Origin of the sequence: Hyphomonas adhaerens MHS-3 (assembly GCF_000685235.1) — a bacterium.
Lineage (GTDB): Bacteria > Pseudomonadota > Alphaproteobacteria > Caulobacterales > Hyphomonadaceae > Hyphomonas > Hyphomonas adhaerens.
Map to the genome: position 1 here is coordinate 17,527 of NZ_ARYH01000005.1, position 17,200 is coordinate 34,726.

Sequence of the window (17,200 nt, forward strand, 5' to 3'; positions counted from 1 at the left end):
AATCGGAGACGGGTATGAAACTGACAACACAGACTGCCATAGGCGTCGCCCTCCTGTTCGGGGCACTCCCAGCCATCGCGCAGGAAACTGAAACAGATGCTGCACAGTCCGAAGCGGTCGAACTGGACGCAATCGATATCGAAGACACCCGCGCCCCCTTGCCGGCATATCGCGGCTTCATCGCCGAAGACAGCGGCCTCTCCATCATCGACAAGGAGTCCCTGACCGGTCTGGAAGACGGCTCCGGCGATGCCATGGATGCCCTGCGCCTGATGCCGAACGTCAATTTCGACGTGAACCACTCCAGTGCCGACCGGGACGACCTGCTGGACCTGCGGCCGGCCGATATCTCCATCTCCGGCGGCCAGACCTATGACAACGCGTTCCGCATTGATGGTGTCGGCGTGAACAGTGTGATGGATGTCACCAACGACAACCCGCAGAGCATCTTCGATGTCGCGGGCGCCTCGGCGCAATCGATCTTCCTCGATCCGTCGCTGATCGGGAGCATCGAGCTGCGCGACTCCAACATCTCGGCCCGCTATGGCGAGTTCTCCGGCGGTGTTGTCGATGTCGGTATTCGCGATCCGGACGATGCGTTCGGCGTGAGCCTGCGCTACGGCTATGAGAGCGATGAGTTGCTGGATTACATCACGGATGACGACGCGGACCTCGACCTCGCTGACCCGCCGCCGGAATTCACCAAGTGGCGCGTGCATGGCACGGTCGATGCGCCGGTGAATGACCAGCTCCGCTTCCTGTTCGGCTTTGGCCGCACCGTGGCAGACGTGACCTATCCGGTCAGCGCCAGCTATGGCGACAATTTCCGCGGCTTCCAGTCGACCTCGGACAACTACCTCGTCAAAGGCATCTATGATTTCTCCGACACGCTGCGCCTGACAAGCAGCCTGGTCTACAGCCCGTACGAGAGCGAATCTGCAGCGGCGGCGGGTATCCAGAACCTCGTCACCAGCAAGGGTGGCGGCTTGACGTTCAAGACGGAACTCGACGGGCAGAACGGCGCGTTGGACTGGCTGATCCGCGCGTCTTATGTCGATTCCGACTCCAGCCGGGAAGCGCCGCCGGTCCAGTACAGTTGGAGCTCTGCCGCACCGAGTATCGACTTCTGCACCGGCAGAAACTGCACCATCGGCGGCATCGGAAATCTCGATCAGACCCAACGTGACTATGCGCTGGAAGGCGAAGCGAGCCATCCGTTGTTTGGCGGCACGTTCGATTTCGGCGGAACGGTTTCCCATGTCGATGCTCACAAGGGCCGCGAACAGGAACAGCGCCTCTACTCACGCGGCGTCTATGATCCGGATACGGTCTGTGCAGACCCGTCCGAAGAGTCGTGTATTGATGGTGAGATTGCAGCAACCCAGTACAACCTGTATCCGGGGTTCTCTTCAGATGCAGAAATCCTGCAGGGCTCGCTTTGGGCAGAGCAGGCAAACAGCTTCGGGCCTGTGGATGTCCGCGCGGGTCTGCGCGTGTCGGCGGACGACTACCTGAAAAACACAAACTTCGCACCACGCCTCAGCGCTGTCTGGAATATCCGGGACGATGTGCAGCTGACGGCGGGTGCCAACCGCTACTACACGCGGAACCTGCTCGCCTATGCGATCAGCGAAGACGAGCCAGACTCCTATCTGTACCGCCGGACAGGCACTTCGGACGGAACTGATCTTGTCTTCAGCCCGGACGATTGGAGCCTTTACCGCTGGAGCATCCTGACCAGCTATCATGATGCGAAACTCGACACGCCGTATTCCGACGAAGCGACACTGGCGTTGACCTTCCCGGCCTTCAGGAAGCTGAACGGCATTGGACGACTGAAAGCCGTCCAGCGCTGGCACCGCGACCAGATCGTCGCCCGCCCCATGGAGAACGTGAACCAAATCGATGAAGACGGCGTACCCTACACCCGCCGCGTCCGTTACCCCTCCAACAACGGCAAGACCGACTATCTCGGCCTGTCTGCGGAGTGGGTCGGCACATGGAAGAACACGTCCTTCACGCTCAACGCGGCATGGTCGGAGACCTACAATAATGCCGACGACGAGGGCGAGTATTTCGACGAATACGATCCGGAAGAACTTCTGGAGGACCTCATCTACTATCAAGGCCAGGTGATGCCGAAATCCCAGCTTCAGGATGAAGCGTATCGCGAGAATTTTGCGGCACCCTTCACGGCGAATGCGGCGATCCGCTCGACCTGGCTCGACGAGGCGCTCGACACCACGCTCTGGCTCTACTGGAAGGATGAGTACGAGACGATCGGCGACACCCGGGAAGACATCGAGGTCGGTGGCCTTGATTACGACGTCTATGACACCCTTGTCCGCGACGCCTCCCTGCGTGTCGATCTCAATGCCACCTATACCATTCCGGAATTCAGCAAGGGCCGGGTGCAACTCGAAGCGCGGGTCTCAAACCTGTTCAGCAGCCTGCCGCATACGGACGTGACAGACAGGGACCCCTACCAACTCGGCCGCGCCGTGTGGCTGGGCATCAATTACGTCTACTAGAGGCCAGGCCCTTCTGCCATGAACCACCCGGCCAGCTGTAAACTGGCCGGGTGTTTTCAGTTCAGCGAGTAGCGCATTTCTGTCCGGTAGGTTCGGGTTGTCCAGTCTGCCTGATCGGGCGGCGCGGGATAAGGCGCGGCAGAGCGAAGCTGGCTGAGGGCCGCCTTGTCGAGCCGGCGGCTGCCGGACGTTTCAAGCAGACGGCATTTCACCATCTGGCCGTCCCGCCCAATGACGAATTCGACGCCGACATAGCCCTCCTCGCCCCGCATCCGCGCCGCTGGCGGGAAAGTTTTAAACCTCGCGAGATGGCCCAGCACGATGCCGTCATAACTGACCAGCATGGCTTGATAGCCTGCGTCATCCTTCTCACCGTCCGTGTCCATCTCAGTGTCCGATACGGTTCCAGTCTGTCCGGCATTACCGGCGACGGCCGCTGGCTGGCTCGTTGCCTTTTCAGGCTCAGGCTCTGGTGTTTCCGTTGTCTCGATCAGCGTCTCCGGTTCAGGCTCCTGAACAGGTTCGGCGACGGGTTCCGGCGAGGGGACTTTCGGCTTTGGTTTGGGCTCCGGTCGTTTTTCCGGCGGCGGTTCCGGCTGTGTGTCCGGCGCTTCCTGTGGAACGGCCTCAACAGGTTGCCCAGCGGATGCGCCACGGGATCCGAGCGCGACGCGAAGCGAGGTCTTCTCGATGACGGCAGGCTCTGCACCTGACAGATACACAAGCGCCCCGCCTGCCCCGGCGAGATGCATGACTCCCGAGGCAGCGACAAGCAGGACGAAGGGGGACACCCGGTTCATTCGGCGCGCTTCTCCGTCGATATATCGACAGCATTCGCACCGGCCTCGGTCGCCAGCTCCATCGCATCTATAAGGCGCTGCGAACTGGCGGCCGCATCGATCGCGATGACGAGCGCCTTGTCTTCGTTACCATCGAGTGCCCGCACGAGCGCCTGACGGACGGCTGCTGAGTCGTCATACGGCTCGCCATCCAGCACCCAGGCACCGCCCTCTGATTCAGGCGGCTGCAACAACAGCGCTTCCCCTTCGCTGGACGTGGCCGAATTCGCTTCAGGCAGATCTACGGTCACCACGTACTGCGCCGCATTCGCCGTCAGCAACAGGAAGACAATCAGCATGAACACGACATCGATCAGTGGTGTCAGATTCGGCTGGATGTTTTCTTCATCCACGCTTTCATTTGGCGCCGCGTTGATCATGGGCGGTCTTCCTGCATGTCCGCAGCAAGCGACAAGGTGGTCAGCAAGGCCACGGCATCGGCCATCCGATAGCGGATGCGGGAGCGGAACCAGGCATGACAGACGAGGCACGGCACAGCGATCACCAGCCCGATCACCGTTGTGATCATTGCCTGCCACAGGCCGCCCGCCACGATACCCGGCTCAACCGGTCCGCTCGTGCCTTCCAGTGCCTGGAAGGCGACCATAAGGCCGATCACCGTACCGAGCAGGCCCAGCAACGGGGCCAGTCCGGCAATTGTTGTCAGGCCGGTCAGGCGGCGAGACAGTCCCCGCCCGGCGGCCTGCAGTTCGAGGCTCGCAGCCTCTTCGCGCAGGTGTTTGTCTGCATGCAGATTGTCTTTCAGAACTTCGGCAGCAGCTTCGTAGAACGGGTGCGCGGCTTGCACTTCAGCCAGTGCGGCTGCGGCTCCCTTTTCCGTCGCGGTGCGCCGGACAGCCTGTTCGGCCTGCTGGCCGAGCCCTTTCAGGCTCGCCAGAGCCACGGCCCGGTCAGCAATCAGGGCGAGCGCGATAACGGAGCAGGCAAAGAGCGGCACCAGCACGATGCCGGCAGGCTGCATGAGGACGGTCAGGAAGTCAGACATGGGGCGGGATCACAGGGTTTCGAGATAAGCCACGAGCGCGTCCCGCTCGTCGGGCGTCAGGTTCAGCTCTGGCAGCAGCTCGCTGGTTTCCGGGAATAGCGGATCGTTCTCCATGCCAGGGCGCGGACGCGGCCGGGCGCCGCCGGCATTGTAGAGGTTCACGATGCCTCTCAGGCTCGAGAAAAGGCCATTGTGCATGTAGGGCCCCGTGCGCCCGACATGGCGGAGGCTGGGGGTCTTGAACTGGCCGACAGCCTCCGGGGCTTCCGTCAGCGCGTAGCGGCCGAGGTCTTCATACTTCCGGCCGTAATAAGTCAGGCCGATATTGTGGAACTCATCATCCGTCAGGCGCGGACCGGAATGGCAGGTCATACACCGTGCCTTGGTCCGGAACAGGTGCAGGCCGAACAGTTCCTGATCCGTGAAACGGTCCCTGTCGCCCTCGAGGAAAAGATCAAACTTCGTGCGCCGTGTCAGCGTCCGCTCATAGGCGGCGAGCGCAGCGGTGATGTCCTGCATTTCTATTGTGTCTTGGCCCGTCACCTCGTTGAACCGGGCGGCATAGTCCGGATCGGCATTCATGGTCTCGACGAGTGCGGCTTGCGTCTCAGCCATTTCGATGGGGTTGGAGATCGGCATCATGGCCTGATGTTCCAGACTCATGGCTGCACCGTCCCACATGAAAACCGGTTGGTCGGCCTTGTCCAACAGTGTCGGGGCGTTGCGTTTCCCCTGCTGGCGGTCGTGCCCGATGGAAGAACGAATGCCGTCGGTGAAGGCCAGATCAGGATGGTGGCAGGAGGCGCAGGCGATCTGACCGGAAGCGCTGAGGATCGGATCGAAGAACAGCGCTTCGCCGAGCCTGGCCATGGCGGACCTTTCAGCCGGCACAGGACGGTCCAGCAGCGCCATCTCCTCGAAAGGCGTATCGTTCGTGGTCTCGACGGCTGGCCAGGTTTCAACAGGCCCGGCATAGACCTCTCGCAAAGTTGCCCCTTCAGCACAGATTTGCGGTCCACATCCGAGATCCGGCTCCGCGGCCGGTTGCGGAACCTCAGCGCCCTTGCAGGATATCGCCAGCAGGCAGCCCATAGCCAGCAGCGCAGCGCGAAGCTTCCCGGCCTGCGATGGCGATTTGATCTTCGTCAGGGACATGACCGGCAATTCTTTCTCTTTTCCGCACTATGCAATCTATAATGATAATCATTCTCATAATCGCTTTGGTTGTCACGAGCAACAATCGTCGCAGGCGCTTTGCAGCTGCAGCGCCCGTTGCGGCACACGAAATGCAGCCCACCGCGACGGAATCCGGCCCCTCTGCCGTTCAATGGAAAAACTGGCTCATTGATTGTGTGAATTTAGATGGCACGAAAAAAATCGTCCTCGCGGTGGGGTCTCCTCGCTTTTGTTGCAGCAGCTGCCGCCATCGGCGTGTACGTCTTCGTCTCCGCGTCATCGAACGGCGAAGAACAGACGCTCCAGACTGAAAAGGTCACGCGAGGCGATATCGAAGTCACGATCTCGGCTGCGGGCAAGATCGCGCCGAAGGAAGAAGTCGCCGTCGGCGCGCAGGTGTCCGGACAACTGGAGACGCTGTACGTCGATGTCGGCGATACGGTAGAGGCTGGTGACCTGCTCGCCCAGATCGACGCCACGATCGCCACGACAAGCGTCGAAGCCAACCGCGCCCAGCTGAAAGAGCTGCGCGCCAGCCGCAAGCAGCAGCAGGCGACGCTTGAACTCGTGAAGTCCCAGTCCGAGCGCGCCACCATGCTCTACGAGGCCGACGCCATGGCCAAGGCGGATTATGAGGCGGCGATAGCGGACTATCAGATCGCTCAGGGCAGACTTGAAGCGATCGACGCGCAGATCGAACGGCAGAGCTCCAGCCTTCAGGCCGATCTCGCCTCGCTCGCGTTCACGAAAATCTACGCCCCGATCTCAGGTACAGTTGTGTCTCTCGAGGCCGTCGAGGGCCAGACGCTGAACGCCAACCAGACGGCGCCGACCATCCTTACGATCGCGGACCTCACCACGATGACGGTCGAGACCGACGTGTCGGAAGCCGATGTGTTGCGGATCACCAAGGATCAGCCCGCCTGGTTCACGACACTCGGCGATTCCGAATACCGTTGGGAGACCAAGGTCCGCCAGGTCCTGCCAACGCCTGAAGTGCTCAACGATGTGGTGCTCTACAAGGCGCTGCTGGATGTAGACAATCCGGAAGGCCGGCTACGCACGGAAATGACGGCTCAGGTCTTCTTCGTTCTCGGATCGGCAAAGGATGCCATTCTCGTCCCGATCACGGCGCTTCAATCCGCGCCGGCGCGGCGGGCCGGTTCGGATGCAGACGCGACCGCGGGGCCGGCGCCAATGCCGGCGGCTTTCAAAGCGGCGCTGGAAGCCAATCCCGATGCGGACAAGGCACTGGTCATGGTACTGGGGAGCGACGGAAACGCTCAACCTCGCCCGATCCTCACCGGTCTACGCACCCGCACGCAGGCTGAAGTGATCTACGGTCTCGAACCCGGCGACACGGTTGTGTCCGGCAACGTTTTCCCGAAGCAGGTTACCAGCAATCAAACCCGCAGGATGGGACCGCCCCCCATGATGGGCCGCTAGGAGCCGCCCGATGGACTCCCCTCTCATCAGCCTCGAGCGTGTGAAGCGCTATTTCGGATCTGGCGATACCGAAGTGCGCGCCCTGGATGGCGTCACGCTCGATATTCACACCGGCGAGTTCGTCGCCATTATCGGCCAGTCGGGATCCGGCAAATCGACCCTGATGAACATCCTGGGCTGCCTCGACCGGCCGACAGACGGCACCTATCGGGTGCGTGGGCAGGATGTCGCCGATCTGGATGCTGACGAACTCGCAGGCATGCGGCGCGAAACTTTCGGCTTCATCTTCCAGCGCTACAATCTTCTTGCATCCGTTTCGGCGTCTGAAAACGTCGAGATCCCGGCGGTTTACGCTGGCCTCAGCCACGCGGAGCGCCAGGAAAAAGCAGACACGCTTCTGTCCCGGCTGGGGCTGGGCGACCGCCTCGACCACAAACCGAACCAGCTTTCCGGTGGCCAGCAACAACGTGTCGCTGTGGCGCGCGCTTTGATCAACGACGCAGAAGTCATCCTCGCAGATGAACCGACCGGCGCCCTGGACTCCGGATCGAGCGACGAACTGCTCGGCCTGCTGGAGGAGCTGCACGAAGCCGGACGTACGATCATCCTGATCACGCACGACCCAAAAGTCGCTGAACGCGCAAAGCGAGTGATTGAATTGAAGGACGGACGTGTGGTTTCCGATATCGGATCCGCCGACATCGTCACGCCGGCGGCGGACTCCTACCGCCATACCGGCAAGGGCCCGTCTCCTGTATCGCAGGTGGTCGAGTCCGTGAAAATGGCCTTCCGGTCCCTGCGGGCGAACCTCTTCCGGACGGCATTGACCCTGCTGGGCGTCGTCATCGGCGTGGCGGCTGTCGTCGCCATGCTGGCAATCGGACAAGGCAGCCAACGCCAGGTCATGGCCCGGTTTGAATCCATGGGATCGAACCTTTTGTTCGTCCGGCCCGGCGCCCCAGGCACACGTATGCGGGGCGATGCTATCGCAACGCTGACACTGGCGGATGCGGATGCATTGAACGAGTTGGACAATGTGCGCGCCGCCGTCCCTTCGCGGACCGGGTCAGCAACCCTGCGCGTCGGCAACAACGACTACAGCACCTCCATTGAAGGCGTGTCAGCCGGATGGCCCATCGCTCAGAACCGCGGCATGCTCTATGGCAGCTTCTTCACCGAAGAAGACGTGGACAGGCGTATCGGTGTGGTCGTTCTCGGCACGACAAGCGCGGGCAATCTTTTCGACAATGTTCAGGACGCTGTCGGACAGTACATTTTCCTTGGCGGCGCTCCGTTTGAGGTCGCGGGCGTCCTCGAAGAAAAAGGGGCATCATCCTGGGGACAGGATCAGGATGATGTGGCGCTCGTCCCGATCACCACCGGGATGATGCGATTGTTCGGACAGAACTATTTGTCTTCCATCACCATTGCGGTCGACGACACAGACCGGATCAGCGAGACGGAGACCGAAGCCACCGCTCTCCTTCTGGCTCGTCACGGGACAGAGGACTTCCAGCTGCGCAACACCGCGTCCATCCTCGAGTCTGTCCAGCAGACACAGAATTCCTTCTCCATCCTGCTCGGCTCCGTCGCATCCATCTCCCTGCTTGTCGGCGGGATCGGTGTCATGAACATCATGCTGGTCAGCGTCTCTGAACGAACGCGGGAGATCGGCGTGCGCATGGCCACAGGTGCCCGTCGGTCTGACATCATGAGCCAGTTCCTGATCGAATCCCTCGTTGTCGGCGGCCTCGGCGGTGTGGCAGGCGTACTGATCGGATTCGGTGTTTGCTTCCTTTTGGGCGCGAACGGCATGCCTATTGCGGTCACGCTCACGCCCGCTGCACTCGCTTTCACATCCGCCATGGTCACCGGTCTCGTCTTCGGTTTGCTGCCCGCCCGCAAGGCGGCCCACCTTGACCCGGTCACAGCGCTCGCTTCGGAGTAAACAATGATCAGAAAGATCACCCTGTCCGCCTTTATGCTCGCGCTGCCTGCCTGCGCCTCACTTGCACCGCAGACGGATGCGAGCACGCATGGCATGGCCCTCCCTGGCGCTTATGACAACGCCGCCGAACTAACGGGTGCCCGGTCTGTCGAAATGGACTGGTGGGCTGCCTTCGGATCGGAAAACCTCAACGCCCTGGTGGCGGAAGGCCTTGCTGCCAACCAGACACTGGCCGGCGGTATCGAAAATGTTGCAGCGGCCCGTGCCGCATTGAAAGTATCCAATGCTTCCCTGCTGCCGCAAGCCAGTGCCAGTCTGTCCGCTTCCAGCGACACGGAGCGCGGGCTTGAGGATGTCAGTTCATCCGGCCGCCTGTCCGCCTCTTACGAGGTGGATCTGTTCGGCGCCAATGCAGCGAGTCGAGCCGCCTCCCAAGCGAACCTCGACGCCACGATTTATTCCCAACGCGCGCTGGAACTGACTGTACAATCGGATGTCGCGTCCACCTATTTCAACCTGCTCGCCACGCGGGAGCAGCTGGAAGTCGCGCGCCGGAATCTCGAAATATCCGAGCGTATCTTCGAGATCGTGGAAGTGCGTTACAAGGCCGGCGCCATCTCCGGCTTTGATGTTTCCAGCCAACGCGCTCAGCTTGCCAATGCACGCGCACGCATACCGCAACTCAAAGCCCAGATCGTCAGCCTGGAAACCTCTCTCGCAATCCTGCTGGGACAGAAACCGCAGGGATATGTGGCGCCGGACGAACCCATCCTCGACCTTGACCTCCCCCTCGCAGACCCAAGCTTGCCATCAGACCTCCTGCTGCGGCGGCCCGATCTTTTGCAGGAGGAAGCCAACCTTCGTGGCGCCGACGCAAATGTGACGGTTGCCCGCGCCGCCTTCCTGCCGGGTATCGATGTCGGCGCCGCACTGTCCAGCATCCTCAGCGGAGGCGCTGACCTGACGGGCTCAATTTCTGCATCTCTTGCTCAGACGATCTTTTCCGGCGGCCGTCTTGAAGGACAGCTGGAAAGCGCACAGGCTCGCCAGAAAGCCCAGCTCGCGAGCTATCGAGGGGCGATCCTCAGCGCCCTGCGTGATGTCGATGTCAGCCTGAATTCGATCGAGACCAACGCGCAAAGAGAGGCGCAGCTGCTGGTCGCCCGCGACGCCTCTCAGGATGCGCTGGAGGCCGCAGAGCTGCGTTACCGCGCGGGGACGGACGACCTGACCAGCCTGCTGACGGCGCAGCAGTCTTATTTCACCGCGTCCGACACGTATGTTCAGGGCCGTCTGATTCGGCTGACCTCCGCTCTGAACCTGTATGTGGCCCTCGGCGGAGGATACTGACCGCCCGGAATATTATTGACAGTCATCGTGTCAATTAACTAGGCTTTTCGATAGACCCTATCGGAGGCAACAGCCATGGATGTCAGGAACGAAGTCTTCCCATCCGATCCCGCCCGGATGGCCCAGATGATGGAGAAAGGTCCGGATGGCCCGATCTTCATGGTCAACCTGCTGAAATTCAAGGACAAGGCAGAGTATGACGACGGCCGCGAGACGGATCTGTCCGGTCGCGACGCCTATATGATCTACGGCCGTGCGGTTGCCGATATCCTGCCGAAATTCGGTGGCCGGGCCGTTTTCGCCGCAGATGTCACCTTCCTGGCGCTTGGAGACGTCGAAGAGCTATGGGACGAAGTCGCGATCGCCATGTATCCGAGCCGGGCCGACATGGTGCGCATGTCACTCTCTGAAGAATGGCGTGACGCCGCGATTCACCGTTCGGCGGGCCTGAAAGGGCAATTGAATATTGAAACGGTCCTTCCAGCCGCGCAGCAGGCCTCCCCTTGGGCGAAAAACCTGCTCCAGGAATAGAAAAAGACAATTCACGCAGCCGCCTCAGCAGCAGGAACCTTTCCTCACGGCCCATCGTGCTTATTCTGACAAACTGTTGATAGCGACATCTGACGGGATTCGGCTTGCATTCAGAGCCCGACAATATTGGCAGGAATTTGAAATGGCGACAGACGAGACCACGCAGGACGAAACCCACACCCCGGATGGCCGCAGGCTCAGATCTGAACGCAACAAGCAGAAGATCGTCACCGCGATGATGGAACTGGTGCGCGAGGGAGACTACGACCCGAGTGTAGCCAGCATTGCAGAACGGGCCGGCGTGGGCCTGCGGACCGTGTTCCGCCATTTCGACGATGTCGACACGCTCTACCGCGAGATGTCCGGCCAGATGGAAGCCCGCATCCTGCCCGAGATCGCGAAGCCGCTGACCGAGGAAACCTGGCAAGCCCAGGTCAAGGAGATGATGGAGCGCCGCATCCGCATCTTCGAAGACATCATGCCCCTCCGGATCTGCGCGCGGGTCAGACGCTTCCGGTCAGACTTCCTCATGGCTAACCACAAGAGGTTTGTCGCGCATGAGACGGCCGCCCTTTCCCTCGCGCTTCCCAAGGAAGTGCTGGACAACGAACCGCTGAAACTGGCGTTCGACGTGGCGCTGAGCTTCGACACCTGGCGCCGCCTTCGCCAGGATCAGGAATTCTCCCGGACCAAAGCCACCGCTACGCTCGAAGCCATGCTGGATGCCCTTATCGCAGCAGCGGAATGAACCTGACGCGCCTGCTCTTCCTGTCGGCTTTGTTGGCCCCCTTTCTGGCTGCGGCCTGCGACGGCCCGGCTGAGCAGACCAGCCTGTCGGAATCCTGCGGGCTCGCCTCCGACGCCCTCGATCAGTTCATTCCATTTGCGTCCGGGTCCTACGAAAAAGGGAAAGACCCGGTCTACCGCGAAGAATCCCCGACCCTGACGCTGCACATCGATGCATTCGAGCTGCTCTCCCATGAAGTGACGAATGCGGAATTTGCCCGCTTCGTCGACGAGACCGGCTATGTCACGGATGCGGAGAAAAGTGCCGAAGCGGGCGGAGAAGCCGCTGGATCCGCGGTGTTCCAATCCGCAGAGGGCTCCGTAGGCAAATATCCGTGGAAGCTGGTTCCGGGCGCCACTTGGTCATCACCGGAAGGGCCAGGATCGGACATCGCCGGCCGCGCACTGCACCCCGTCGTTCATGTGTCCCTGGCCGACGCCCAGGCTTACGCGGCTTGGGCCGGGGGCCGGCTGCCAACGGAGGCGGAATGGGAATACGCCGCGTCCCGCGGCTTGCCTGACCTGAACCGCGCCAGGTCCGGTGCCTATGACGAGACGGGCCAGCCTGTCGCAAATACCTGGCAGGGCATTTTCCCGGTCAGCAATACCGCCGCCGACGGTTTCACGGGCACATCGCCTGTTGGCTGCTTCGGGCCGGACAAGTCCGGTGCCTTCGACATGATCGGCAATGTCTGGGAATGGACCGACACGCCCTACGGCCCCGGCACAAACACAATCAAGGGCGGGTCCTATCTGTGTGCAGAAAATTTCTGCCGGCGTTACCGCCCTGCCGCACGGCAGCCTGAAGAGACAGACTTCTCATCGAACCATATCGGTTTCCGAATTGTCCGGGATGTAGAGCGCTGACCGGTCAGTTCGGCCAGTAAATATACTCATCCCCCGGTTCAAAATTATCGGCGGCCGTTTTGTCGACCATGATCGGGCTTTCTATTGTGTACGGATAAAGCGGCTCACGCGCATCCGCCCAATGGGCATCGATCAGAGACTGAAGCTCTGCCACTTTGTCCGGCAATTGGTCCGCGAGATTTTCCTGCTCCGTCGGGTCTTCAGCCAGATTGAACAGCCATGACTTCTTTTGCCGGCCATTTACCTGCAACTTCCAGTCACCCGCACGTACGACACGGTAATACCCGCTGGACCAGAAGATCGCATCGTCCGCCCGCGCGATATGTCCCGTACCGGTCGCTTCGGGCAGAATATTCTCTCCATCGATCTCCAGACCGGCTGGCAGCAGGGCGCCTGCAATGGCCGCGAGGGTCGGCATCACATCGACATGCGCCACCGGCGTGTCGATGATTGCGCCAGAAGGAATATTACCGGGCCACGAAACGAACATCGGCACCCGGATTCCACCCTCGAACAAAGTGATCTTCCAGCCGCGATACGGGGCGTTGACCTCCGGCAGGCCAATATATCCTGCGCCACCATTGTCCGAGGTGAAAACGATCACCGTGTTATCGGCCAGCCCTTCTTCTTCGAGTTTGTCCATGATGCGCCCGACACTTCGGTCAAGCGCCCGGACCATTGCTGCATAAACGCGCAAACGCTCTGGCTGGATGTCTCCGACAGCTTCGTAGTCCTCCCGCGTCGCCTGCAGGGGTGTATGGACGCCCCAATGGGCCAGGTAGAGAAAGAACGGCCGGTTGCGGTTGGCCTCAATGACCTTGCTGGCTTCGTCCGTCCAATAGTCAGTCAGATACCCGCCAGGCTCAAACCAGTCGCTGTTGTTGAACGATGCAGCATATTGCATCCGTGCCCACAGGAATTTGTCGATCGGGTCGAAGTCGAGTTTGGCATTCACGACATCCGGATCATCGCCGGGAAGATACAAGCCGCTGGCCATGAGCAGGCTCTCGTCAAACCCCTGCGCCGTTGGGCGGGACTCCTCGCTGCGCCCCAGGTGCCATTTGCCGATGTGCACCGTGTGGTACCCGGCCTGTTTCAACAGTTCTGCGACCGTCACCTCTTCACCGGGCAATCCCTGCTGATCGAACGGCACGCCGCCCTCATCCGCCTGCTTGTTCCAGAGGATTGGAGGCAATCCGGTGTGCATGTCGTTTCCTATCATGGAGACGATACCGCCCATGCCTCCCGGCGTGGGGGTAAATTCAAACCCTGTGCGCGTTGGATAGCGCCCGGTCATCAACATCGCCCGGGAAGGCGCGCACGTCCCCGTTCCGGCATAGGCCTGATTGAAGATTGCGCCCCGCGCAGCCAGCCTGTCGATGTTGGGGGTCGGCACGAGGCCGCCCGCCACACCGCCGCCAAAGGTGGAGATGTCGTTGATGCCTAAATCGTCAGCAACGATGAAGATGATATTCGGCGGGCCGTCGGCCCTGTTCGTCTGCGGATCTTCCGGGCCCGGGCTCCAGGCAATCTCCTGGTTGGGCGCGACATCAGTCCCGCCCGAGTGCGCCACCAGGAACAGGATTATCGACGGCTTGTTAAACCAGGCCAATGTTCCAAGAACGACGAGCAACGCCGCCAGTCCAATGAGAATTTTCTTCAGCATCTTCCGCCGCCTAGTTCAGGAGTTCTTCGCAGCCGGTGCCGGACAAGATCTGCCTGACTTCGGCGCGGACATCATCAGGGAGTGCGCTGGCCGTTTCCCGCAGATGCTGCAGGCATTTTGCCTGATAAGGAAAGGTGGGCTGTTTCCAGACCTGTCCGTCGATCTCGGTCTCGAAGTCCGGCTTGCCCGCCACGACCGCCGCAGCATTTGCTTTCAGGAAAGGCAAGTAGACGCGGCCGATTTCGGTCAGCAGCGGTTTCAAGCTCTCGGTCGCCTGCTCCTGTGTGAACCAGTCGCCACTTGCGGGCTCCACGCCGGACAGGTCCTCCATACGATCCAGCCATGCCCGCACCCGGGCGGAGCGCGCGCGGGTCAAAGCGGCAGATGTGGGTTCCACGATGGCCAATTGGGTCAACTGCCCGAAAATGGCGAAATCCGCGGACGACGGCCGTGCCCCGAGCACATAGCCCGCGCGTTGCAACAGCCCGTCCAGAAGGTCGATGAAGCGGAGGTAGCTCGCTTCAATCGTCGACGCGGTGACATCGTTTGACCCCACGACATAGAGTCGCTCCGTCTGCCGTTTACTGAACATGTCAGCCATCTTCTGCGCATCCGGCGCAGCCAGCGTGGGCAAAGACCAGTAAACCAGGAGCGGCCCGGCATTGTCGCGATCCGCTTCGAAATACCAGCGATAGTGGAACATGGCCTTGGTCAGCCATTCATCCGCATAATCCTCGATTAACTCGTTCAGGAACGCCAATGCCGGGGTTTCCGGAATGACGCTGCGGCCCGCATATTCTCGTTCCAGACGACGTGTAATCGGCGTGGAATCGACAACAGCCTCAACCTCTCCGTTCGCATCGGAGAAATAGAAGGTCGGCAGCAATTTCACCTTTGGCTGTGGCAGGCCCGGCGGCGGGTTCTGGTGCCCGCCCCAGAGGATCGCATAAGGAATTCGGCGATACCGCAGCAGTGCCAGCATTTTGCGCGTGTACGGCGAACCAGGCGCGCCCATCAGCTTCAGGCGGTTTTCATCCGCAACGTTCATGGTTCCTCCCTACCCATGACCTGGGCCTTATCATTTATTTTTTGGCACTCTCGCTGTCATTTTATTTTTGGTCAATAGCAGAACGCCCGGTCAACGCCGAATGATGCGCCTGACAAGGTGCAGGATGAACCAGAAGATCAGAAGCAAACCGGCCAGCAGGACGACCAGCTGCGGCCAGTAGGCCTTCAACTGGCGCGCCATCGTGTTGCGTGTGATCTCCTTCAGGGAGCTGTAGCCCTCGGGCACTTCCAGCACTCCGACACGGTCACTGTAAGCCTGATACTCTTCCAGCATGTCCGCAAAGATATTCGGCTTGTCTGTGCTGAGGTCCGTCGTCTCCCCCGGATCCTGTTCGATATCGTACAGCCGCCATTTGCCGTCTCCGTGCGGCTTCTGGTTGCGGGTAATTTTCCAGCGGCCTTTCAGGATCGCCGAGTTGCCGGAAACTTCCATCCCGATCACATCGCCGGGCTGGTAGACCGCCGCTTGTGCGCCGGTCAGGAGCGGGTCGAGGCTCCGCCCGGTCATGGGGGTGTCTGGTGTGTCGATGCCCGCATATTTCAGCAAAGTTGGAGCAATATCCGTCACGACGGTCCGGGCATCGTATGTCTCGCCCTGCGGCACGCCGGGGCCCGCCATGACCAGCGGCACACGGATCCCGCCCTCAGACCCCAGGAACTTGAACATGTTGTTTGGAGACGCCGCCGCGATCGCCCATTCCGGACCGATGAAGCCCCAACTCTCCTGTTCGCCAATGCCCTCGATCCCGATGTGATAGCCGTGCATTTTCATCCAGATCGTGAGCCGGAAATCCTCATCGCCGCGCGATGGTTCCGGCCCGTTGTCTGATGTGACGACGAAAATGGTATTCTCGAACTTGCCAACCTGCTTGAGATGTTCGACGAGCCGGCCAATCTCCATGTCCATTGCCTCCATCATCGCCGCATTCACCTGCATGCGGGCGGCGTAAAGCGCCTGATCGTCCGGGGAGAGATCACTCCACGGGCGCATTTCCTCCGGCATGGGGGCGAGCGGCGCGCTCTCCGGGATCAGCCCGATGTCTCTGGCCTTATGCCAGCGCGCCTCCCTCAGGGCGTCCCACCCCTGGTCATAAACACCGTCGTATCCGGCCGTCAGTTCCGGCGGCGCCTGCACGGGAATGTGGATCGCCTGGAATGCGACATAGGCGAAGAAGGGCTGTGTCTGATCGCCTTCGTCCAGATAGTCGATCATGTGGTCGACGATCATGGTGGAGGAATAGAATGAGTCCGGCAGCTGGGCAGGTTTGCCGTCCTCATACCAGGGCGCCTTCTGATAGTAGGGCATGTAGGGCTTGTCCGACCAATTGTCGGCGCCAGACGCATCAAGGGCCAGCGACCGATCGAACCCATGCGCGTTGGGCAGGTCCCCCGCCCCGCTCCCAAGGTGCCACTTGCCTGACATGAGCGTCCGATAGCCCGCGGACTTCAACCGGTCTGCAAGTGTCAGGATACCCGGCTCAAGATGCATTGTGTAACCCGGCTGGCCGACATGCTCTTTCGGCAGCACCTCCGGAATGGTGGCAATCCCGGTCATATGGTTGTCCATACCCGTCAGGAGCATGGCCCGCGATGGCGAACACAGCGGAGAGGAATAGTGCTTCCGGAACATGGCTCCGCGGGCAGCAAGCGCATCAATATTGGGTGTGCGTGCCTCGCCGCCATAAACGCCGAAATCCATCAATGCCGCATCATCGACAAGGATGAGGACGATGTTCGGCCGGGTTCCGTCTGACTGTGCCATGGCGACCGGGCCGGTCAGCATGAACGCCATGGCTGCGGCGGTCCCCCCACCCAGCCATGCGAAAATTCTACGAACAAGACGGCCCGTTTTCCAATCTGGCATATCTACCCCTGATTCAAATATAATGACACTCGGAATGTCACCAGATGGGGTATTTGTCAAAGTCGGGCCTGTAAACCCTGCACCGGATAAGGTGGATCGGCTGAGCTTCAGAAACTCAAAAG

Annotated in this window: 14 protein-coding genes; 7 read left to right on the plus strand and 7 right to left on the minus strand. The window is 60.8% G+C overall.

Annotated features, from left to right (window positions below; genetic code table 11):
* Positions 1–14: 14 nt before the first annotated feature.
* On the plus strand, positions 15–2,531 hold the full coding sequence (locus tag HAD_RS17320; RefSeq protein ID WP_035574069.1) for a TonB-dependent receptor plug domain-containing protein: 2,517 nt from the start codon (positions 15–17) through the stop codon (positions 2,529–2,531).
* Between the two features lie 56 nt (positions 2,532–2,587).
* Here the strand turns inward: HAD_RS17320 and HAD_RS17325 are convergent, their stop codons facing one another.
* The 4 genes from HAD_RS17325 to HAD_RS17340 are packed head-to-tail and all read right to left on the minus strand — an operon-like array spanning position 2,588 to position 5,531.
* Positions 2,588–3,331 (minus strand): energy transducer TonB, encoded by a 744-nt coding sequence (locus tag HAD_RS17325; protein WP_051596448.1) that lies wholly within the window; start codon positions 3,329–3,331, stop codon positions 2,588–2,590.
* Positions 3,328–3,750 carry an ExbD/TolR family protein gene (locus tag HAD_RS17330; RefSeq protein ID WP_035574075.1) on the minus strand — a complete coding sequence of 141 codons (423 nt, stop codon included), beginning with the start codon at positions 3,748–3,750 and terminating at the stop codon, positions 3,328–3,330. Before HAD_RS17330 ends, HAD_RS17325 begins: the two co-directional genes overlap by 4 nt.
* On the minus strand, positions 3,747–4,376 hold the full coding sequence (locus HAD_RS18260) for a MotA/TolQ/ExbB proton channel family protein (RefSeq protein ID WP_051596449.1): 630 nt from the start codon (positions 4,374–4,376) through the stop codon (positions 3,747–3,749). Before HAD_RS18260 ends, HAD_RS17330 begins: the two co-directional genes overlap by 4 nt.
* A gap of 9 nt (positions 4,377–4,385) precedes the next feature.
* The gene (locus HAD_RS17340; protein ID WP_051596450.1) at positions 4,386–5,531 is read right to left on the minus strand and encodes a cytochrome-c peroxidase; all 1,146 of its coding nucleotides are present in this window, start codon (positions 5,529–5,531) and stop codon (positions 4,386–4,388) included.
* 207 nt (positions 5,532–5,738) lie between these two features.
* Between HAD_RS17340 and HAD_RS17345 the strand changes: the two genes are divergently transcribed.
* From HAD_RS17345 to HAD_RS17370, 6 genes are all read left to right on the plus strand, one after another.
* Positions 5,739–6,998 carry an efflux RND transporter periplasmic adaptor subunit gene (locus HAD_RS17345; RefSeq protein ID WP_035574077.1) on the plus strand — a complete coding sequence of 420 codons (1,260 nt, stop codon included), beginning with the start codon at positions 5,739–5,741 and terminating at the stop codon, positions 6,996–6,998.
* Positions 6,999–7,008: 10 nt separating this feature from the next.
* Positions 7,009–8,946 carry a MacB family efflux pump subunit gene (locus HAD_RS17350; protein WP_035574079.1) on the plus strand — a complete coding sequence of 646 codons (1,938 nt, stop codon included), beginning with the start codon at positions 7,009–7,011 and terminating at the stop codon, positions 8,944–8,946.
* A 3-nt stretch (positions 8,947–8,949) separates the two neighbouring features.
* A complete protein-coding gene (locus HAD_RS17355) occupies positions 8,950–10,296 on the plus strand; it encodes an efflux transporter outer membrane subunit (protein ID WP_035574083.1) in 1,347 nt (448 codons plus the stop codon).
* Between the two features lie 75 nt (positions 10,297–10,371).
* Positions 10,372–10,827 carry a DUF1330 domain-containing protein gene (locus HAD_RS17360; protein WP_035574085.1) on the plus strand — a complete coding sequence of 152 codons (456 nt, stop codon included), beginning with the start codon at positions 10,372–10,374 and terminating at the stop codon, positions 10,825–10,827.
* 142 nt (positions 10,828–10,969) lie between these two features.
* A complete protein-coding gene (locus HAD_RS17365) occupies positions 10,970–11,575 on the plus strand; it encodes a TetR/AcrR family transcriptional regulator (protein WP_051596451.1) in 606 nt (201 codons plus the stop codon).
* Positions 11,572–12,480 (plus strand): SUMF1/EgtB/PvdO family nonheme iron enzyme, encoded by a 909-nt coding sequence (locus HAD_RS17370; protein WP_084332049.1) that lies wholly within the window; start codon positions 11,572–11,574, stop codon positions 12,478–12,480. The genes HAD_RS17365 and HAD_RS17370 overlap by 4 nt, the downstream gene beginning before the upstream one ends.
* A 4-nt stretch (positions 12,481–12,484) precedes the next feature.
* Here the strand turns inward: HAD_RS17370 and HAD_RS17375 are convergent, their stop codons facing one another.
* The 3 genes from HAD_RS17375 to HAD_RS17385 all read right to left on the minus strand — a co-directional run bounded on the left by HAD_RS17375 (position 12,485) and on the right by HAD_RS17385 (position 17,078).
* Positions 12,485–14,146 (minus strand): sulfatase, encoded by a 1,662-nt coding sequence (locus HAD_RS17375; RefSeq protein ID WP_199285859.1) that lies wholly within the window; start codon positions 14,144–14,146, stop codon positions 12,485–12,487.
* Between the two features lie 10 nt (positions 14,147–14,156).
* The gene (locus HAD_RS17380) at positions 14,157–15,194 is read right to left on the minus strand and encodes a glutathione S-transferase family protein (RefSeq protein WP_035574088.1); all 1,038 of its coding nucleotides are present in this window, start codon (positions 15,192–15,194) and stop codon (positions 14,157–14,159) included.
* A 90-nt stretch (positions 15,195–15,284) separates the two neighbouring features.
* Positions 15,285–17,078, minus strand: coding sequence for an arylsulfatase (locus tag HAD_RS17385; RefSeq protein WP_241765404.1), 1,794 nt, complete (start codon positions 17,076–17,078; stop codon positions 15,285–15,287).
* Positions 17,079–17,200 lie beyond the last annotated feature (122 nt).

What these genes read in the sequence shown, in the direction of transcription:
- HAD_RS18260 (WP_051596449.1), bottom strand. Translation starts at nt 4,376, where the DNA reads ATGTCTGACTTCCTGACCGTCCTCATGCAGCCTGCCGGCATCGTGCTG.
- HAD_RS17370 (WP_084332049.1), top strand. Translation starts at nt 11,572, where the DNA reads ATGAACCTGACGCGCCTGCTCTTCCTGTCGGCTTTGTTGGCCCCCTTT.
- HAD_RS17360 (WP_035574085.1), top strand. Translation starts at nt 10,372, where the DNA reads ATGGATGTCAGGAACGAAGTCTTCCCATCCGATCCCGCCCGGATGGCC.
- HAD_RS17380 (WP_035574088.1), bottom strand. Translation starts at nt 15,194, where the DNA reads ATGAACGTTGCGGATGAAAACCGCCTGAAGCTGATGGGCGCGCCTGGT.
- HAD_RS17345 (WP_035574077.1), top strand. Translation starts at nt 5,739, where the DNA reads ATGGCACGAAAAAAATCGTCCTCGCGGTGGGGTCTCCTCGCTTTTGTT.
- HAD_RS17365 (WP_051596451.1), top strand. Translation starts at nt 10,970, where the DNA reads ATGGCGACAGACGAGACCACGCAGGACGAAACCCACACCCCGGATGGC.
- HAD_RS17330 (WP_035574075.1), bottom strand. Translation starts at nt 3,750, where the DNA reads ATGATCAACGCGGCGCCAAATGAAAGCGTGGATGAAGAAAACATCCAG.
- HAD_RS17350 (WP_035574079.1), top strand. Translation starts at nt 7,009, where the DNA reads ATGGACTCCCCTCTCATCAGCCTCGAGCGTGTGAAGCGCTATTTCGGA.
- HAD_RS17340 (WP_051596450.1), bottom strand. Translation starts at nt 5,531, where the DNA reads ATGTCCCTGACGAAGATCAAATCGCCATCGCAGGCCGGGAAGCTTCGC.
- HAD_RS17355 (WP_035574083.1), top strand. Translation starts at nt 8,950, where the DNA reads ATGATCAGAAAGATCACCCTGTCCGCCTTTATGCTCGCGCTGCCTGCC.
- HAD_RS17320 (WP_035574069.1), top strand. Translation starts at nt 15, where the DNA reads ATGAAACTGACAACACAGACTGCCATAGGCGTCGCCCTCCTGTTCGGG.
- HAD_RS17385 (WP_241765404.1), bottom strand. Translation starts at nt 17,078, where the DNA reads ATGCCAGATTGGAAAACGGGCCGTCTTGTTCGTAGAATTTTCGCATGG.
- HAD_RS17325 (WP_051596448.1), bottom strand. Translation starts at nt 3,331, where the DNA reads ATGAACCGGGTGTCCCCCTTCGTCCTGCTTGTCGCTGCCTCGGGAGTC.
- HAD_RS17375 (WP_199285859.1), bottom strand. Translation starts at nt 14,146, where the DNA reads ATGCTGAAGAAAATTCTCATTGGACTGGCGGCGTTGCTCGTCGTTCTT.